Here is an 18,921-nt window from a genome sequence, read left to right as displayed (position 1 = left end):
CGTCGGTGCGGTGCGTGGGACCGCCTTCGGGCGGCCCTCGGCCCCCGCCCCGCCTTCGGCCGTCCGCCGCTCCCGCTCAGCCCTCCGCCGGTACGGGGGCGGGCGTGGCCGACGCGTCCCGCGCGGGCGTGAGGTCGCCCGGCGGGTCCGGCTCGTCCGGCTCGCCCCCGCCCGTGTCCTGGCGCTCCGGCAGCAGGTCCAGCACCGCCCGCCGGTGCGCCTCGCTCGTCGCGTCGTCGTACGGGTCCGGGGTCGCCGGGACCTGGAGCCTGAGCACCGGCCCCTCGCCGAGGCGCGCGTAGCCGCGGCCCGGCGGGACCTCGGGCGTCGGCGTGGTGTGCGGGGCCGCCCCGAGCACCGCGGCCACCTCGTCGAATCCGGCGGGGCCGAGCACCGCCCGGGCGCGGGTGTGCGTCCGTACCGTCTCGGACAGCGTGTCCAGGCTGTCGGACTGCTCGGCCACCACCACCGTCACCGCCGCCGCCCTGCCGTGCCGCAGCGGCACCTGGAGCAGCTCCTGGGGGTCGCGCCGCCCGTCGGCGGCGGCCAGGTGCCCGAAGACGCCCGGCCGGTCCACCAGGATCCACAGGGGCCGTTTGACGTCGTCGGGCACCGGGTGTCCGGCCTGCCGGGCGCGGTTCGCCGCGATCAGCCGCCGCTCGGTCTCGTGCGTCGCCCACTCCAGGGAGCTGAGCGCCCCCGCGAGGCCGCACTCGACGGCCAGCACCCCCGAGCGCCCGGCGAGCGCGGCGTAGTCGCCGGTTCCGCCTCCCTCCACGATCAGCACGTCCCCGTGCTGGAGGGCCTGGAGGGCGATCGAGCGCAGCAGGGTCGTGGTGCCGCCGCCGGGCCGGCCGACCGCGAGCAGATGCGGTTCGGTGGAGCGCGGACCCGTCCGCCAGATCACCGGAGGCGCGTCCCGGCTCTCCTCGCCGTCCGTCACCGGCACGGTGCGCTGCACCGCGCCCGCGTCGGTGAAGCCGAGCACGGTCTCGCCGGGGGCGGTGACGAAGCGCTGCGCCGCGATGGCGGTGGACAGGGCGGGCAGCACCCGCATCAGCAGCCGGTTGCCCTCCTCGTCCCAGACGAAGCGGTACTCGCGGCCCCGGCCGGACTTGGCGTGCAGCAGCTGTTCGATCCGGGCCCGGGACTCCGCCTCGCCGTCGGTGAAGTACGCGGGGTAGGACACCCGCAGCTCGGTGAGCCTGCCGTTCTCGTCGAAGGCGTAGTCGTGGAGGGCGCCGGTCCACTCGCCGCCGTGGGTGTAGAGCGGCGCGGGGTCCTCGGGGACGGTGAAGTACGGCACGAGGGCTTCGTAGAGCGACTGGAGCCGCCCGGCCTCGGCCTCGTCGGGGCCGGTCCGCACCGGGGTGCGCACCCGCCCCTGCCAGGCGGCCGCCCCCATCACCGAGACCAGGGCCAGCAGCGGCCCGAACGGGACGAGCGCGATCGCCGTCACGCATCCCGCCACCAGGGCGAGCGTGGGACCGCGCCTGTCCTTGGGGGTGCCGGCCCACTTCCGGCGGGCCAGGACCGCCAGCTTCCGCAGGCCGCGGGAGACCGTGATCAGCGGGTGGAGGACGTCCGTGGCGCTGTCGGCTGCGGTGCGGGCGATCTCCCTGGTCCGGGCGATCCGCGCGGTGCCGCTGCTCAGAATGCGGGGGAGCGGTCGCCGGGCCACATCGGTCTCCTGAGGGTGCGGGGTGCTGAGCGGACTGAGCAGGCTGAGCGGGCTGAGGGTGCGGGCATGCGCGGAGGTACGGGGACACGCGGGTCGGCCGGGGGAGTGGCCGGGTCAGAACTTGATCCCGCCGAGCAGGCTGGCCAGGCTCTGGCTGCCCGCCGCGATGCTGGGGGCGATGGCGGTGCCCGCCAGGAAGAACCCGAAGAGTGCGCAGGCCACGGCGTGGGATGCCTTGAGGCCGCCCTTCCGGAAGAAGAGGAAGACGATGATCGCGAGCAGCACCACGCCCGACATGGAAAGGTTCATGAGTTCTCCTGGGTGAGGGGACGGTCACCATGAGTTCTTCCAACCTCGCAGGAAGTATCTATGCGATAAAAGGTGCAAATGGGTGAAAGGGTGAGAATTTCACTGCACTGGTTCACGGCGACCGGCCTCCCGGCGGGCGCACCGGGCCGCCGCACGGCACAGTGCCCCCGTCACAGCCGGAACGGGCCCTGTCCCGGCCGGCCGGGCAGTAATCTGTCCCGGTTCACCCATGCGGCCGCCGCTGCCTCGCGCACCCCGGCCCACCGAGGCACCCATCAGCCCAGCGAAAGGCGGTTCCCACGATGAGCGAGACCCCGGACCCCGAGGTCATCGAGCTCGCGACCAAGGTCTTCGACCTGGCCCGCCAGGGAGAGACCGAGGCGCTCGCCGCCTATGTCGACGCGGGCGTCCCCGCCGATCTCACCAATGACCGGGGCGACACCCTGGTCATGCTCGCCGCCTATCACGGCCACGCCGCCGCTGTCGAGGCCCTCCTCGCCCGTGGCGCGGACCCCGACCGCCACAACGACCGGGGGCAGACCCCGCTCGCGGGCGCCGTCTTCAAGGGCGAGGACGCCGTCGTGCGCGCCCTGCTGGCCGGCGGAGCCGACCCCGAGGCCGGAACCCCCTCCGCCGCGGATACCGCGCGGATGTTTGGGAAGACAGAGCTTCTGGAGCTGTTCGGCGTCCGGTGAGGCCGTCGCACGGCACACGGACAGCAAGCTCAGAGGCACCCGGACATCACCGTGAGCCCCTGGCGGGGACGTCGTAAATGTGGTCGCGGTGGCGATATGGGTGGGTCATCATGACGTCAGGCCCTGCCCCGGACATCACCGGGAGTTCCCCTGGGGCCCACCGACGAGAGGCAGGAAGATGGTCTACAACAAGCGGAAGACGCGGATGACGACGGGCGGCTCCTCATGCTGCTGCGCGGCCTAGACATCTCCATTCCCCGGTCGCGTCGAGAGCTTGATGTGAGGCCTTCCCCATGTTCGATCCAGTCATAGCGCCGAGCGGCACGCTGCTCGGCCTGCTGCAGAGGGGCCGCGGCGACGGCACACTGCACGCGCTCGCCGCTCCCCGCGCCGAAGCGCTCGCCGCCCTCAACCACTGCGTGCTCAACGATCCCCGTCACGACTGGCAGGTCGAGAACCGTTCTCTCTACTACGCCCGTCTCTACATGGACCTCCACGGCGGTCTGGAGGAGATCCAGCGGCATCTGTACGACATCGACGACCGCCTCGACACCGACGAGGCCAGAACCGGCCTCGCGCTCGCGGTGCTCGGCCATCTCGCCTCGTACGGCAGGGACGACGCCCTGAGGCTGCTGCGGGGCTACGCGGCCACCGGAGCCGGCTGGGCCTGGGCCCTCGACGAGCTGGCCCTGCGCGACGACGACGCCGGACTCCGCGCGCTCGCCGCCCCCGTCCTCGCCAGATTCCCGGTCACCCCGGACGGCGAGGCCGAACTGACCGCCGCCGTGCGGGACGCCTTCGAACCGAGGCCCTGGCGGCTGTGGGCCGAGGACCCCAGGCCCGAGATCGGCCCCCGGGTGCGCGCGGCTCGCGAGGCCGGCTCCTTCGACCGCTGGCAGCGGCAGCTGAGCCCCACCGGCCCGCGGCCCGGCTGGAGCGTCCAGGCGGTCTTCGACTGGGCGGAGGAGGGCCTGGAGCGCGGCGCCGCACTCCATGTCCCCGCTGCCCGGTGTCTCTCGGCGGTCGCCGGGGCCGAGGACCGGCCCGCGATCCTCCGTGCGGCCCGCGAGGGCGGCGACGGCGCGCGCTCCACCGCGCTCCACCACCTCGCCGTCTCCGAGGACCCCGTCGTCCTCGACCTCATCGAGGCGGCGTACGCGGGCGGCTCGCGCACCGTCGCGGACGCGGCGATCTCGGCGTTCGAGCGGATGTGCGGCGACGAGGCCGTCAACCGCGCCCGGGGCTGGGTCCACCGGCCCGACGCCCTCGGGGCCTCCGCCGCCGGAGTGCTGGCCTGCCGGGGCGGCGCGACCGACTCCCCGCTCGTCCTCGGCGCGCTGCGCGAGACGGTCCGCGCCGACGGTCCCGACGCGCCCACGCTGTGGACCCTCGTCGACGGCGCCGGACGCCTCGGCATCGGCTGCGCGGCCCCCGTGCTGCGCCATGTCTACCGTGAGACCGCCTCCTCCCAGCTGCGGGGACGCGCCGCCAGGGCGCTGGCGGCCACCGACGCCTCCTTCGCCACGGGATTCGCCGTCGAATGTCTCTGGGACTGCGAGGAGACCACCCGGGAGGTGGCCGCGCGGCACGCCGAGACCGGCGATGTGCGCGTCGCCGAACGGCTGCGCAGGCTCGCCGCGGACCCCGCCGAAGAGGCCGAGGTCCAGACCGCGGTGCGCAGCAGAATGCACCAGCCCCCCCGCGGGGCCCGCCCCCGCCCCCCCCCGCCCGCCCCCCCGCCCCCGCCGCCCCGCCCCGGGGGGGGAGTGGCGCCGCGCGGCCCCGGCGCGCGTCCCGGGGCCGCCCGCCGCGGTGGCGGACGGCCGCCCGGTCGCCAGAATGGGGACATGGCCGGGCGCTGGGAGTTCTGGATCGACCGAGGCGGCACCTTCACCGACATCGTCGGAAGGCGTCCCGACGGCCGGCTCGTCACCCGCAAACTCCTCTCCCACGACCCCGAGCGCCACCGCGACGCCGCCGTCGCCGGAATCCGGCTGCTGCTCGGTCTCGGCCCCGACGAGCCCGTCCCCGCCGACCGGGTCGCCGAGGTGCGCATGGGCACCACCGTCGCCACCAACGCCCTGCTGGAACGGCGCGGCGAACCGACCGTGCTCGTCATCACCGAGGGCTTCGGAGACGCCCTGCGCATCGCCTACCAGAACCGCCCCCGGATCTTCGACCGCCATATCGTCCTCCCCGAAGCCGTGTACGAACGCGTCATCGAGGTTCCCGAACGCCTCGACGCCCGCGGCACCGTCATCCGCCCGCTCGATCTGCCAGCCGTCACCGAACAGCTCTCCCGGGCCCACGCCGACGGCTTCCGCGCCGCCGCCGTCGTCCTGATGCACGGCTACCGTCACCCCGCCCACGAGCAGGCGGTCGCCCAGGCCGCCCGCGATCTCGGATTCCCCCAGATCAGCTGCTCCCACGAGGTCAGCCCGCTGATCAAACTGATCCCGCGCGGCGACACCACCGTCGTGGACGCCTACCTCTCCCCGATCCTGCGCCGCTATGTGAGCGAGGTCGCCGCCGAACTCGACGGCATCCGCCTGATGTTCATGCAGTCCAACGGCGGACTGCGCGAAGCCGCCCACTTCCGGGGCAAGGACGCCGTGCTCTCCGGCCCCGCCGGCGGCGTCGTCGGCATGGCGCGCACCGCGGCCCAGGCCGGATTCGACCGGGTCATCGGCTTCGACATGGGCGGCACCTCCACCGATGTCTCGCACTACGCCGGAGCGTTCGAACGGGAACTCGGCACCCAGGTCGCGGGCGTACGGATGCGCGCCCCCATGATGAGCATCCACACCGTCGCCGCGGGCGGCGGCTCCGTCCTCCACTTCGACGGCCGCCGCTACCGCGTCGGCCCCGATTCGGCGGGAGCCGTCCCCGGCCCCGCCTGCTACCGGCGCGGCGGCCCCCTCACCGTCACCGACGCCAATGTGATGCTCGGCAGGGTCCAGCCCGAACACTTCCCGGCCGTCTTCGGCCCCGACGGCGACCAGCCGCTCGACGCCGACGTCGTACGCGAACGCTTCACCGCCCTCGCCCGGCGGGTCGGCGAGGAGACCGGCTCCGAGCCCACCCCCGAGGAAGCCGCCGCCGGCTTTCTGGAGATCGCCGTGCTCAACATGGCCAACGCGGTCAAGAAGATCTCCGTGCAGCGCGGCCACGACATCACCCGCTACGCCCTCACCTCCTTCGGCGGCGCGGGCGGACAGCACGCCTGCGCCGTCGCCGACGCCCTCGGCGTCACCACTGTCGTGGTGCCCCCGCTCGCCGGAGTGCTCTCCGCCTACGGCATCGGACTCGCCGACGTCACCGCCATGCGCGAGCGGTCCGTGGAAGCCGAGCTCGACGAGGACACCCTCACCCGGGTACGGGATCTCTGCGCCGAACTCGCCGCCCGCACCCGCGCCGAACTGCGCTCCGACGCCGTCCCCGACGACGCGATCACCACCCGCGCCGAAGTCCTCCTCCGCTACGCGGGCACCGACGCGAGCCTCCCGGTGCCACTGGACACCGTCGCCGCGATGACGGAGGCCTTCACCTCGGCCCACCGCGCGCGCTACGCGTTCACGACCAGGAAGCCGCTCGTGGTCGAGGCTGTCTCGGTCGAGGCCGTGGGCGCGGCCGCCGCCCACGGAGCGCCGGTCCCCGACGGCCCCGGGTCGGCCGGCCCTCATTCCCCGCCGCCCCGGCCCGCCCGGGTCACCGTGTTCATGGACGGCGCGCCGAAAGAAGTGCCCCTGCACCGGCGGGCGGAGCTCGGCCCCGACACCCCGGTCGACGGACCCGCGATCATCGTGGAGCCCGACGCCACCACCGTCGTCGACCCCGGCTGGCGCGCCCGCGTCCATGAACACGGCCATCTGCTGCTCACCCGGGTCCGCTCCCGCCCAGGCCGGGCCGCCGCCGGCACCGAGGCTGACCCGGTCCTCCTGGAGGTGTTCAACAACCTCTTCATGGCCATCGCCGAACAGATGGGCGTACGGCTGGAGAACACCGCGCACTCCGTCAACATCAAGGAGCGGCTCGACTTCTCCTGCGCCCTCTTCGACCCCGACGGCAACCTCATCGCCAACGCGCCCCACATCCCCGTCCACCTCGGCTCCATGGGCGAGTCGATCAAAGAGGTCCTGCGCCGCCGCGACAGGGCCGGGATGCGGCCGGGGGACGTCTACGCGATCAACGACCCTTACCATGGCGGCACCCATCTGCCCGATGTCACCGTGGTGACCCCGGTCTTCGGCCCCGACGGGCGCGAGCTGCGCTTTCTGGTGGCCTCGCGCGGCCACCACGCGGAGATCGGCGGGATCACCCCCGGCTCCATGCCGGCCTTCAGCCGGACCATCGAGGAGGAGGGCGTCCTCTTCGACAACTGGCTGCTCGTGCGGGACGGCCGACTGCGCGAACGGGAGACCCGGGAACTGCTGACCGGGGCGCGCCACCCGTCCCGTGCCCCGGACGTCAACATCGCCGACCTCCGCGCGCAGATCGCCGCCAACGAGAAGGGCATCGCCGAGCTGCGCCGTATGACGGACCAGTTCGGCCTCGACGTCGTCCACGCCTATATGCGCCACGTCCGGGAGAACGCCGAGGAGTCCGTCCGGCGGATCGTCGCCCGGCTGGACGACGGCGAGTGCCGTTACGAGACGGACGACGGCTCGGTCATCCAGGTCGCCGTGCGGATCGACCGCGCCCGGCGCGCCGCCGTCATCGACTTCACCGGCACCTCGCCCCAGCGCCCCGGCAACGCCAACGCGCCCACCTCCGTGGTGATGGCGGCGGTCCTCTATGTCTTCCGCACCCTGGTCGGCGAGGACATCCCGCTCAACAGCGGCTGTCTGGAACCGCTGGAGGTGAGGGTGCCGGAGGGCTCCATGCTCGCGCCGGTCTTCCCCGCGGCCACCGTCGCGGGCAATGTCGAGACCTCCCAGGCCGTCACCGGGGCGCTCTACGCGGCCCTCGGCGTACAGGCGGAGGGATCGGGCACCATGAACAATCTGACCTTCGGCAACGATCTGGTGCAGTACTACGAGACGGTCGCCTCCGGCTCCGGCGCGGGCGAGGGCTTCCCCGGCGCGGACGCTGTGCAGACCCATATGACCAACTCCCGTCTGACCGATCCGGAAATCCTGGAATGGCGCTACCCGGTACGGGTCGACGCCTTCTCGATCCGCCGCGGCAGCGGCGGCACCGGCCGCTGGCGCGGCGGCCGTGGAGCGGTACGGCGCATCCGCTTCCTGGAGCCCATGACCGTCACCCTGCTGACCGGCCACCGCCGCGTCCCGCCCTACGGCATGGCGGGCGGCGGCCCCGGCGCGCTGGGGGAGAACTCCGTGGAGCGCGCCGACGGCACACTCACCCCCCTGGCCGGAGTCGACTCGGCCGCCGTCGGCCCGGGCGACGTCCTGGTGATGGCGACCCCGGGCGGCGGCGGCTTCGGAACCCCGCCCCGGGACGGTCAGCCCAGCGGAACGAACCGCACCGGTGTCCCGGGCGTCGCCTGGGCCGCCGCCCCCAGGTCCCCTTCGTCCACCACCGCCACCACCGGATAGCCGCCCGTCGTCGGATGGTCGGCGAGAAAGACCACCGGGCAGCCGTCCGGCGGCACCTGCACCGCCCCCAGCACCATGCCCTCGCTCGGCAGCTCCGCACCGCGCGCCCGGGTCAGCCCCGGGCCCTCGGTGCGCAGGCCGATGCGATTGCTCGCGGCCGACACCCGGTACCGGGCGGCGGTGAGCGTCCGCAGTGCCCCGTCCGTGAACCAGTCGGCGCGCGGCCCGAACCGTATGCCCAGCACCAGCTCCGCAGGGGGCGCGGGCCAGGGCACACCGCCGTCCAACCGGGCCGGCGGGCTCGTCGGAGCACCCAGCGGCAGCACCGCTCCGTCGGCCAGCGGCGGCGGACCTGTGCCGGAGAGCAGATCGGTGGAGCGGCTCCCGAGCACCGGATCGACCGCTATCCCGCCCGCGAGGGCCATATAGCCGCGCACCCCGGCGACCGCTCTCCCCACCTCCAGCAGCGCCCCGCCCGGCACGCGCACCGGCGTCCCCCAGGCCGCCGGCCGCCCGTCGACGGTCACCGGGGACGGAGCCCCGCCCACCGCGACGGTCACCGCGCACCGGGGCCGCAGCGCACAGCCCGTGAGCGTCGTCTCCAGCACCGCCGCCCCCTCCGGATTGCCCACCAGCCGGTTGACGAGCCCGGCGGCTCTCGGATCGAGTGCCCCCGAACGCGGCACACCGAGATGCGCGTGCCCCGGCCGCCCCAGATCCTGCACGGTGGTCAGCGCACCAGCCCTCACCACCACGACCGCCCGGTCCGTCATCGCCGCCCCGTCTCCGCGACGAACCGCACCCGCGCCCCCGGGCTCAGCAGCGCGGCCGGCTCACGGGACGGGTCCCACAGCTCCAGATCCGTGCTGCCGATCAACTGCCAGCCGCCGGGCGACGATCGCGGATACACACCCGAGTAGGGGCCGGCCAGCCCGAGCGACCCGGCGGGGACCGAGGTGCGCGGAGTGGCCCGGCGGGGCACCGCGTACCGCTGCGGCAGCCCGGTGAGATAGCCGAAGCCCGGCGCGAACCCGCAGAACGCCACCCGGAACTCGGTCGCCGAATGGATCGCCACAACCTCCTCCTCCGTCACCCTCCACACCGCCGCCACCTCGGCCAGATCCGGCCCGTCGTAGCGGACCGGGATCTCCACCGCCTCCGCCGTGCGGGCCGGCGGGGGCAGGGTCTCCCACCCCGCCAGCTCCGCGGCGAACCCGGCCGGCCGGTCGATTCCGTCGAGGAGGACGGTCCGCGCCGCCGGCACGATCTCCCGTACGGCGGGCAGGGTGCCCGCCGCGCGCCTGCGCAGCAGCTCGGCATGGAGCGCCTCGGCCGCCGCCCCGTCCGCCAGCTCGATCAGCAGTGCCCGGTCCCCGACCGGCAGCACCTTGATGCCCGAAGGACCGCCGGGCCGGCTCATGCGAACGGCTCCACCCTGACCCCGGCGGCCTCCAGTTCGCCGCGCACCCGGCGGGCGAGCGAGACGGCCCCCGGGGTGTCGCCGTGCAGACAGAGCGAGCGGGCGCGCACCGCCACGGTCTCGCCGCAGCGCGCGGTGACCGTCCCGAACCGGGCCATGCCGACCGACCGTTCGACCACGACGGCGGGATCGGTGAGCACCGCGCCGTCCTCGCCGCGCGGGGCCAGCCTGCCGTCGGCGGTGTACGCCCGGTCGGCGAACGCCTCGGTGACGACCGGCACTCCCGCCTTCCCCGCCGCGGTGTGCAGAACGGAGCCCGGCAGCCCCAGCAGCGGCAGCCGCCCCCCGGCCAGCAGCACCCCGTCGACCACGGCGGCCGCCTGCTCCTCGTCGTGGACGACCCGGTTGTAGAGCGCGCCGTGCGGCTTCACATACGAGACCCGGGAGCCCGCCGCGCGGGCGAACACCTCCAGCGCCCCGATCTGATAGGCGATCTCGGCCGTCAGCTCGGCCGCCGGGACATCCATGGAACGGCGCCCGAAACCCGCGAGATCGCGGTACGAGACCTGCGCGCCTATGCGCACCGACCGCTCGGCCGCCAGGTCGCAGACCCGCCGCATGGTGACCGCGTCCCCCGCGTGGAATCCGCAGGCGACATTGGCGCTGGTGACGACCGACAGCAACTCCTCGTCGTCGGTGAGCCGCCAGCGGCCGAAGCCCTCGCCGAGATCGGCGTTGAGATCGATGGACGCCCAGGTCATGTACTCCTCCTCCGTGCTCCGTGCCGTGTCATCCGTGCCGTGGATCGATGCGATGAGGCAAACGTAGGGGATTGTTGAACGATCCGACAAGGGGCGTGTGGGCTCGTACCTCCTTCTACGATGGACACCCGTGCGCCGGTTTGAACCCGGCGGCGAAGGAGAGAGGGGTGTCGTGGGGACGACCCAGCCGGATACCGGCCACGCCGAAGGACTCGACGGACTCGACGGACTCGCAGGACCCGGGGGACCCGGCGGCCTGGAGGAGGACCGTGTCCTGCTCGGCCGCACCAGCACGGCGGAACGCGTCGCGGACATCCTGCGCACCCGGATCGCGGAGGGGTACTTCGCGCCGGGGGAGCGGCTCTCCGAGGACGCCATCGGCAAGGCGCTCGGAGTCTCGCGCAACACCCTGCGCGAGTCGTTCCGGCTGCTGACCCACGAACGGCTCCTCGTCCACCGGCTCAACCGGGGAGTGTTCGTCCGCAGACTCGCGGTCCAGGACGTCATCGACATCTACCGCACCCGCCAGCTCGTCGAGCGCGCCGTCCTCCACGACCTCGGGGACCCCCCCTACCCCCTCGACCGGCTCGACGCGGCCGTCGACCACGGCGAGCGCTCGGCCCGCGAGGAGGACTGGAAGGGCGTCTCCACCGCCGACATCCGCTTCCACCGCGAACTGGTCGCCCTCGCCGGCAGCGCGCGCACCGACGAGCTGATGCGCGGCGTGCTCGCGGAACTCCGCCTCGCCTTCCACGCGGTGGCCGACCCGCGCGGGCTGCACCAGCCCTTCCTGGTCCGCAACCGGACCATCCTGGAAGCGCTGCGCGCGGGCGACCGCACCGGGGCCGAGGAACTCCTCGCCCGCTATCTGGACGACTCCCGGGCGAGAGTGGTGGAGGCCTGCGCGCGCCTCGCGCCGGATCGGGAGTAGCGGCCGGGGCCGCCCCGGGCGAGAGGTCCGCGGCACGGCGCGCCCGGAGAGCTTCTGCGCCGTTTCGACCGTTGTCAGTGCGAGGACCTAATCTGTGCAGCGTGACTTCGCCTGCCTCGACGGAACTCGTTCCGCCCCAGCTCAGCGCGGGGCCCCGGCCCGCCCAGGGCCCGGCCGCCGACGAAGGGCTCGCGCGGCGGCTGCGCGCGCTCGCCTGCACCGCGCCGCTGCACGATCTGGACGCCCGCAAGGCCAACCTGGCGGGCGAGTACACGGTCTACGCGATGGCGGAGGTGGCCCTCGCCGCCATCGACCTCGTGACGCTCAACATGGACTTCGACACCGGTGCCGACCATGACCAGATCGTCGCCAGGCTGCTCCCCAGAATCGCCGCCCAGGCCCCCCGCCGCCCCGCCTCCGAGCACGAGCGGGTGGCCCGCTGGGTGCTGGAGAATCTGATCAACGTCGGCAGCGTGGACCGGGGCTTCCGCGCGGTCTACGGCACCTTCGGCCCCGACGGCGTCTACACCCGCCGCGACTACGACTTCAAACTCATCGAAGAGGTCCCGGGATACGGCGGCAGCGTCTGCCTGCGCACCACCGACGAAGCGGTCAACGTCCTGGTGGGCGCGCTCGACACCGATGTCACCAGCTCGCAGATCGCGGCCGAGGTCAAGCTTGAGGTCCTCATCAGCCGAGGCCGCCTCGCGGACGCCCAGCTCGCCGCCGAACAGGCCCGCTACCGCACGGTGCAGTACGCCGAGACCCTCCGCAGGACCCTGGAGGCCACCCGGCGCAATGTCCGCGCCGTCGACTGGCTCAACGCCGTGCCCGACATGATCGCCGAGGCGCTCGACCACGTCGCCGACCGCTACCGCCACGAGAACGCGATCCTCACCAACATCCGCCGGGCACGCGACGAGGCGGAGGAGCCGGAGCACAAGCGCCGCGCCGCCGAGCTGGTCGACATCGTCAAGGACTGCATCCGCCGCCACACCCAGCTCCAGTCCCGCCTGCTGGAGGCCGGCCCCCTCTTCCGCGCCGAACAGGACCGCCAGGCCTTCGCCCGCCCGGCCACCCGCTCCGGCCTCGATCTGTACGGCCAGCTGGTGGCCCCCGTACTGCCCCTCCCCCTGGACGCGGCGATCCGCGTCACGGACGCCTTCTTCGCCCGGGGCACCGGGCCGCGCACCCCCTCGTCCGTCCGGATGGGGGACCTGGTGGACATGCTGCTGACCCCGCCGGTCGAGCGGGAGCACCTCGGCGCCGAGATGCCCGAGCCCGATCTGATCGCCACCCCCGACGACAGCCGGTTCAGCGAGGAACAGCTCGCGGCCGCCCTGCGCCTGCTCGACCTGGAACACGACGCGCCCCGCCGCCTCTCCGGCCTGCTGGCCGATGCCCGCCGGCAGGACCCCGAGCTTCCCTACCTGGTGGCGCTGCTCGCCGTCCACGCCGCGAGCCCCCCGGTCGGCACCGCCTACCGCCAGGGCGAGGAGCGCCTCCTCTTCGCCGTCGACGACGGCACGGAGCTGGACGACTGGGAGTTCGGCGGCGCGGACCTCATCGTCGGCACGGCCCTGCTCGACGCGGCCGGCATGGCGGCGGACCGCACGGAGGCCGCGTGACACGCCCCGCCGCCCCCGCCACCCCACCGGGACACACCATGAACCCCGTGAATCCCGCGAACCACCCCCGCCCGCCACGCCACGACGAGGAGCCACCCCAGTGACCGACCACCACGCCGAGCGCGACCCCTGGCGTGACCCGGCCACCACCGAGACGCCCGCGGACGCCGACCCCGGCGCCGCCGCCCGCCTCACACCCCCCGACGCGGCCGACGCGGCCCGGCTGGTCTCCTTCGGACTCCAGCCCAAACTCCTCCCCGCCCGCGACGCCGAATACGCCGACCTGCTGCGCCGCTACCGCGAGGACCCCGCCTTCGCCCGCGTCGCCGACGCCGTCGCCACCGGGCTCGGCCTCATCGTCCTCGAAGTGTCACCCCGCGCGGGCATGGCCCTCGCGGCGGGCGAGGACTCCGTCTTCGCCGTCCGCATGGGCGACTACGCCCGCCGGGCGGCCACCGACTCCGCGGACCGCTTCCTCCACGGCCTGGCCCATCTCGCCGTCGCCGCCATGTCCTTCCCCCGCCCCGAGGACCTCGCCGACGACGGCTACATCGGCCGCATCACCGTCAACGGGGTCGACGCCTTCGTCCGTCAGGCCTGCCACCGGCTCGAAGAACGCGCCGAGGCACAGGGCGAGAACACCGACCCCGCCACCGACGCCCCCGGCCTGGAGGCCGCCTGGCGGATCTACGCCCGGCGCAGCTCCACCGGCGCGACCAAGGACGCCCGGCGGCTCGCCGGATCCACCACCGGCATCGTCGCCAAGGCCGTCGCCTTCCTCACCGACTCCGGCTTCCTCCAGCGGACCGGCGACGACGCGGGAGGCGCCTACCGCACCACCGCCCGCTACCAGCTCCAGGTCCGAGACATGGCGGGCAACGCCGCCATGGCCGAATTCCTCGAACTCGGCGTCGTACCCGTCAGCGACGGCACCGCCACCCTGCTGCCACCGCCCGACGGCGACGACCTGGAACTGGCGGCCGACGCCGGACTGCCCTTCCACGCCTGACCCGCCCCCGCACCACCGCATCCCCACCCGCGCCGCCAACCACGAGAGTCCGCCGCCATGTACGAGCTGTCCCGCGTTCGCCTCTACTCCATCGGGCCCGCCGGTGCGCGCTACGCCGACACCGTGCTGGACCTGCGCGGAGTCGGCGAACCGGTGCCTCACCCCGCCCCCGCCCAGGCGGAGTTCTTCGAGGAGGAGCCGGTCGGCCCGCCCCGCCGCCCCGCCCCCGCCGGCGTCCTCTTCCTGGAGAACGGGGGCGGCAAGTCCGTACTGCTCAAGCTGATCTTCTCCGTGATGCTGCCCGGTCACCGCAACACCCTGGGCGGTGCCAGCTCCGGCGTGCTGCGCAAATTCCTCCTCGCCGACGACTGCGGCCACGTCGCCCTGGAGTGGCAGCACACCCTCACCGGCGAACTGGTTGTCGTCGGCAAGGTCAGCGAATGGCGCGGCCGCCAGGTCTCCAGCGACCCCAGGAAGTTCGCCGAGGCGTGGTACTCCTTCCGCCCCGGCCCCGGACTGAGCCTGGACTCGCTGCCGGTGGCCGAGTCCACCGTCGTACGCCCCCCGGTCGAGGGAGCCTCCGGCGCGCAGGGCCGCCGCCGCACCATGAAGGGCTTCCGCGACGCGATCACCGAGTCCGGCAAGGCCTACCCCCACCTTGAGGTCTCCTGGGAGGAGATCCACGACCGCTGGAACGAACACCTCGGCGATCTGGGCCTCGACCCCGAACTCTTCCGCTACCAGCGCGAGATGAACGCCGACGAGGGCGAAGCCGCCGGCCTCTTCGCGGTGAAGAAGGACTCCGACTTCACCGACCTCCTGCTGCGCGCGGTCACCGACACCCGCGACACCGACGGCCTCGCCGACCTCGTCAGCGGCTTCGGCGACAAACTCGGCCGCCGCGCCGAACTCACCGCCGAGCGCGACTTCACCGCGGGCTCGGCCGACCTCCTCGGCCGGATCGTCGAAGCCGCCGACGCCAGAGCACGCGCCCGCGAGATCCACACCGGCGCCGAGCGACGCACCCGTACCCTCTCCCGCAGGCTCGCCGACCGCGCGGCCGTGGAGCGCTCCCGCACCGCCGATCTCGCCCAGCGCGTCACCGCCGCCGCCCACACGGTCACCGAGGCCGAACAGGCCCGGGGCAACAGCTCGCTGATCGCCGCCGAACTGGCCTACCGGCACGCCTCGCTCGCCCTCACCGCCGCCGAGAAGGGAGCCGCGGCCCAGCGCCGCGAGCTGACCGACGCCCGCACCCTGCACTCCGCGTGGCAGGCGGCCGAAGCCGTGCTCCGGCACCGCGCCGCCGCCGACCGCTCGGCCAGGGTCGCCGTGGCGATCCGCGAGGCGGAGCGGGACGCCGCCCCCGCGCTCGCGGCCCGCGCCACGGCCGCCGCCGACCTCGTCCGGGCCCTGCACTCGGCGGCCGAGGACGGCGAACGGCTCGCCAACGAGGAGGAGGAGCGCTCCGCCACCCTCCAAGAGGCCGCCGAGACCGCCCACCGCGACGCGACCGCCGCCGCCACCGAGGCACAGCGCGCCCGCAGCGAGATCGGCCACCTCCGCCAGCGGCTCACCGAGGTCGAACAGGAGACCGCCGAAGCCGTCCGCGCCGGCTGGCTCGACGACACCGCCCCCGACGCCGACCCCGCGCGCGCCGCGCTCGCCGCGAGCGACGCCGAGAAGACCGCCGTCGCGGCCTGGGACACCGCCTGCGAGAGCGGCCGAGCCACCGCGGACCGAGCCAAAGAGGCCGCCGCCGAGGAGGCCCGCGCGGAACTGGCCGCCGCCCGCGCCTCGGACGCCGCCCGCACCGCCGACCACGCCTACGAAGCGGAACGCCGAGCCGCCGCCTCCATCGCCGAGCATCAGCGCCTGGCCGAACTGCTCAGCCTGCCCGCCCCGGCCACCGCCGCACCCGTGCCCGCACCCCGGCGCGGCGGCCCTGCCCCGCGACCGGCCGACGGCACCCCGGACACCACCCCCGAGCCCCACGGCGCCCCGGCCGCCCCACCCCGCCCCGACGGCACCCCCCTCACCGCCGAAGAGCTCGACCGCTACGCCGACGACCTGCGAGAACTCCTCGACCAGTACGTGGCGTCCGCCGAACGCCAGCTCTTCGACCTGCGCACCGCCGCCGCCGACGACTCCCGCATCCTCGGCGCGCTCGGCGACGGAGGACTCCTCCCGCCTGGACCCGACGTCCTCGCCACCGTCGAATACCTGGGCGAGCACGGCATCCCCGCACTCCCCGGCTGGCGCTATCTCGCCCAGGCCGTCGACCCCGCCGACCACGCGGCCGTGCTCTCCGCCCGCCCCGAGCTGGTCGACGGAGTCGTCATCACCGACCCCGCCTCGCACCCGCGCGCCCGCGAAGTCCTCGCCGGAGCCGCCCTGCTGCCCCGCTCCACCGTCGCCGTCGGCACCGCCGCCGCACTGCTCGCGCCGGTACCCCCGGCCGGCGGCGGCCAGGCCGACCCCGAGGTCTTCCTCGTACCGCCGAACCCCGCCATGCACGACGAGCACGCCGCCGACGAGGAGAGGCAGACCCTCCGCGCCCGGGCCACCGCACGCGACGAGGAGATCCGCGACCTGGCCGCCCGCCTCGCGGGAGACCGCTCACTCGCCGCCCGGATCGGCTCCTGGCGCGCGGACTGCCCGCCCGGAATGCTCGCCGAACTGGCCCAGGGCGCGGCGACGGCCCGCGAGACCGCCGAAGAGGCACAGGCCCGGCTCGCCGAGGCCCGCACCGTCCGCGCCGAGGCCGACGAGACCGCCGCCGACGCCGCCCGTGTCCGCGACGACCGCCAGGAGACCGCCCAGCGCGCCCGCCGCGCCGCCGACGCCCTCGCCGGCCTCGCCTTCCGGCTCCGCGAACGCGCCGGATGGCAGGTGAAACGGCGCGAACTCGCCGACGAGGCCGCCGAGTCCGAAGCCCGCGCCACCGTCTGCCTGGAGCGCGCGAAAGCCGCCGACGAGGACCGCAGGGCCGCCCAGCGCGCCGGCGACGACGCCCGCCGAACCGCCCGCGCCCTGCGCGCCGAGCGCGCCGAGATCGCCGGCGCTCCGGAGACCCTGCCCGAGGCCGACCCCGCCGCACCGCGCGTCTCCTTGCCCGCCCTGCGCGAGGCCTACCGCGCCGCCTCCCAGCTCTACGAGAAGGTCGGCGTCGGCGCCGACCTCCGGGCCGAACAGGCCCGCGCCGAGAGCGACGAGAGCGCCGCCCTCGCCGAGCTGGACCGCCTCACCAACAAGGTCCGCACCCGCGCCGCCCTCCTCCTGGAGAGCACGGACGGCGCGGACGGCCCCTCCCGCCAGGCCGCCGCCGCCCGCGCCGAATCCCTGGTGCAGATGCTGGAGACCCGCGCCTCCGAGGCCAGCGAGAAACTCGGCAGGCTCCGCGGCGAGGCCGAGCGCCTGGCCCCCGCCGACGGCGGAGCCCACACCGAACTCCCCGCCGACGCCGTGCCCGCCGACGCCGAGCAGGCCCAGACCCTGCTGCGCGTCGCCACCGCCGAACTCGCCTCCCGCACCGACGCGCTGGAGACCGCCCGCGACGCGCACACCGCCCTCCTCCAGGCCCACCGGGCCGCCGAGGACGCCGCCGGCGGCTTTGACGAGACCGCGGCCCTCCTCCGCGACCTGCTGAGGGAACAGCGGGACGACGACGAGGCAGCCGAGCGGGAATCCGACCCCTACCCCGGCGGCCCCGCCGAGGCCCGCGAATCCGCCGCCGAGGCCCGGCGCTCCCTGCGCGGCTGCGCCGCCGACCTGTCGGCCGCCGAATCCGCCGTCCGCGAGGCGAGCGACATCCTCGTACGCCACGCCAACTCCACCCGCTACGAGCAGGTGCGCACCCCCGCCCGCCAGCAGATCCGCGAACTGCCCGCCGCCGCCCTGCCGGAGCACGCCGCCAAGTGGGCGGAGGCCTTCCTGCCCCGGCTGCGCGTGCTCACCGACGAACTGGAACAGCTGGAACGCAACCGCGACACCATCGTCGACCGGCTGCGCGGCCTCGTGGAGTCGGCACTCGCCACCCTCCGCTCCGCCCAGCGGCTCTCCCGGCTGCCCGAAGGACTGGGGGAGTGGTCCGGGCAGGAGTTCCTCCGTATCCGCTTCGAGGAGCCCGACCAGGCGACCCTGGCCGAGCGCCTCGGCGAGGTCGTCGACGAGGCCACCCGCGCCGCCGTCCGCAAGAACTCGTCCGCCGTCTACGGCGAGGGACGCAGGGACGGCATGTCACTGCTGCTGCGCGGGGTCCAGGCGGCACTCCAGCCCAGGGGCATCGCCGTGGAGATCCTCAAGCCGGACGCCGTGCTGCGCGCCGAGCGCGTCCCCGTCGGCCAGATGGGAGACGTGTTCTCCGGCGGACAGCTGCTCACCGCGGCCATCGCGCTGTACTGCACCATGGCCGCCCTCCGCAGCAACGACCGGGGCCGGGACCGCCACCGCCACGCCGGGACGCTCTTCCTCGACAATCCGATCGGCCGGGCCAACGCCACCTATCTGCTGGAGCTCCAGCGGGCCGTCTCCGACGCCCTGGGCGTCCAGCTGCTCTACACGACCGGACTCTTCGACACCACAGCGCTCGCCGAATTCCCGCTGGTCATCAGGCTCCGCAATGACGCGGACCTGCGGGCAGGCCTGAAGTACATCAGCGTCGAGGAGCATCTGCGCCCCGGCCTGCCCCAGCAGGACCCGTCCGGCGAGACCGTGCACGGCGAGATCACGGCCACCCGGATGTTCAAGCGCTCCCAGCCCGCCGCCGGACCCGACCGGACCGGCCGCCGACCCGCCCCGGCCGCGGGCCCGGCGGCACCCGCCAGCGAGTAGCGACCCGCCACCGAGCAGCACACAGCCCGGGCCGGCGGATCCCTCCCCGGCCCGGGCTTCGGTCAAGTCAGGCGCGGTCAGGTCAAGTCAGGCCAG

10 protein-coding genes and 1 pseudogene are annotated in these 18,921 nt (G+C 74.5%); 6 read left to right on the top strand and 5 right to left on the bottom strand.

Going from position 1 to position 18,921, the window contains the following annotated elements; genetic code table 11:
• Positions 1-76: 76 nt before the first annotated feature.
• Complete coding sequence (locus IE247_RS30075; RefSeq protein ID WP_229869445.1) at positions 77-1,681, bottom strand: hypothetical protein; 1,605 nt, start codon at positions 1,679-1,681, stop codon at positions 77-79.
• 114 nt (positions 1,682-1,795) lie between these two features.
• On the bottom strand, positions 1,796-1,990 hold the full coding sequence (locus tag IE247_RS30070; protein ID WP_190126486.1) for a hypothetical protein: 195 nt from the start codon (positions 1,988-1,990) through the stop codon (positions 1,796-1,798).
• Between the two features lie 302 nt (positions 1,991-2,292).
• Between IE247_RS30070 and IE247_RS30065 the strand changes: the two genes are divergently transcribed.
• Complete coding sequence (locus IE247_RS30065; protein WP_190126485.1) at positions 2,293-2,685, top strand: ankyrin repeat domain-containing protein; 393 nt, start codon at positions 2,293-2,295, stop codon at positions 2,683-2,685.
• 1,847 nt (positions 2,686-4,532) lie between these two features.
• Positions 4,533-8,138 (top strand): annotated as a pseudogene (locus tag IE247_RS30060) (hydantoinase B/oxoprolinase family protein); the annotation flags it as partial.
• 11 nt (positions 8,139-8,149) lie between these two features.
• Here IE247_RS30060 and IE247_RS30055 read toward each other — a convergent pair.
• Genes IE247_RS30055 through IE247_RS30045 form a run of 3 tightly spaced genes read right to left on the bottom strand, consistent with a single transcriptional unit; the run spans position 8,150 to position 10,424 of the window.
• Positions 8,150-9,016 (bottom strand): 5-oxoprolinase subunit C family protein, encoded by an 867-nt coding sequence (locus tag IE247_RS30055; protein ID WP_190126484.1) that lies wholly within the window; start codon positions 9,014-9,016, stop codon positions 8,150-8,152.
• Positions 9,013-9,663, bottom strand: a complete 651-nt coding sequence (pxpB, locus tag IE247_RS30050; protein WP_190126483.1) for a 5-oxoprolinase subunit PxpB — start codon at positions 9,661-9,663, stop codon at positions 9,013-9,015. Before pxpB ends, IE247_RS30055 begins: the two co-directional genes overlap by 4 nt.
• Positions 9,660-10,424 (bottom strand): LamB/YcsF family protein, encoded by a 765-nt coding sequence (locus IE247_RS30045; protein ID WP_190126482.1) that lies wholly within the window; start codon positions 10,422-10,424, stop codon positions 9,660-9,662. The genes pxpB and IE247_RS30045 overlap by 4 nt, the downstream gene beginning before the upstream one ends.
• A 256-nt stretch (positions 10,425-10,680) precedes the next feature.
• Between IE247_RS30045 and IE247_RS30040 the strand changes: the two genes are divergently transcribed.
• The 4 genes from IE247_RS30040 to IE247_RS30025 all read left to right on the top strand — a co-directional run bounded on the left by IE247_RS30040 (position 10,681) and on the right by IE247_RS30025 (position 18,825).
• Entirely contained in the window at positions 10,681-11,355 is a 675-nt protein-coding gene (locus tag IE247_RS30040; RefSeq protein WP_190126541.1) for a GntR family transcriptional regulator, read from the top strand.
• 101 nt (positions 11,356-11,456) lie between these two features.
• A complete protein-coding gene (locus tag IE247_RS30035) occupies positions 11,457-12,983 on the top strand; it encodes a hypothetical protein (RefSeq protein ID WP_190126481.1) in 1,527 nt (508 codons plus the stop codon).
• 100 nt (positions 12,984-13,083) lie between these two features.
• A complete protein-coding gene (locus tag IE247_RS30030; protein WP_190126480.1) occupies positions 13,084-13,992 on the top strand; it encodes a hypothetical protein in 909 nt (302 codons plus the stop codon).
• A 57-nt stretch (positions 13,993-14,049) separates the two neighbouring features.
• Positions 14,050-18,825 carry a hypothetical protein gene (locus tag IE247_RS30025; protein ID WP_190126479.1) on the top strand — a complete coding sequence of 1,592 codons (4,776 nt, stop codon included), beginning with the start codon at positions 14,050-14,052 and terminating at the stop codon, positions 18,823-18,825.
• Positions 18,826-18,921: the final 96 nt, after the last annotated feature.

The sequence above is a fragment of the Streptomyces inusitatus genome (assembly GCF_014651115.1).
Lineage (GTDB): Bacteria > Actinomycetota > Actinomycetes > Streptomycetales > Streptomycetaceae > Streptomyces > Streptomyces amakusaensis.
Note: the sequence above shows the minus strand (reverse complement) of the source record. Positions and strands in the feature narration are given on the sequence as shown.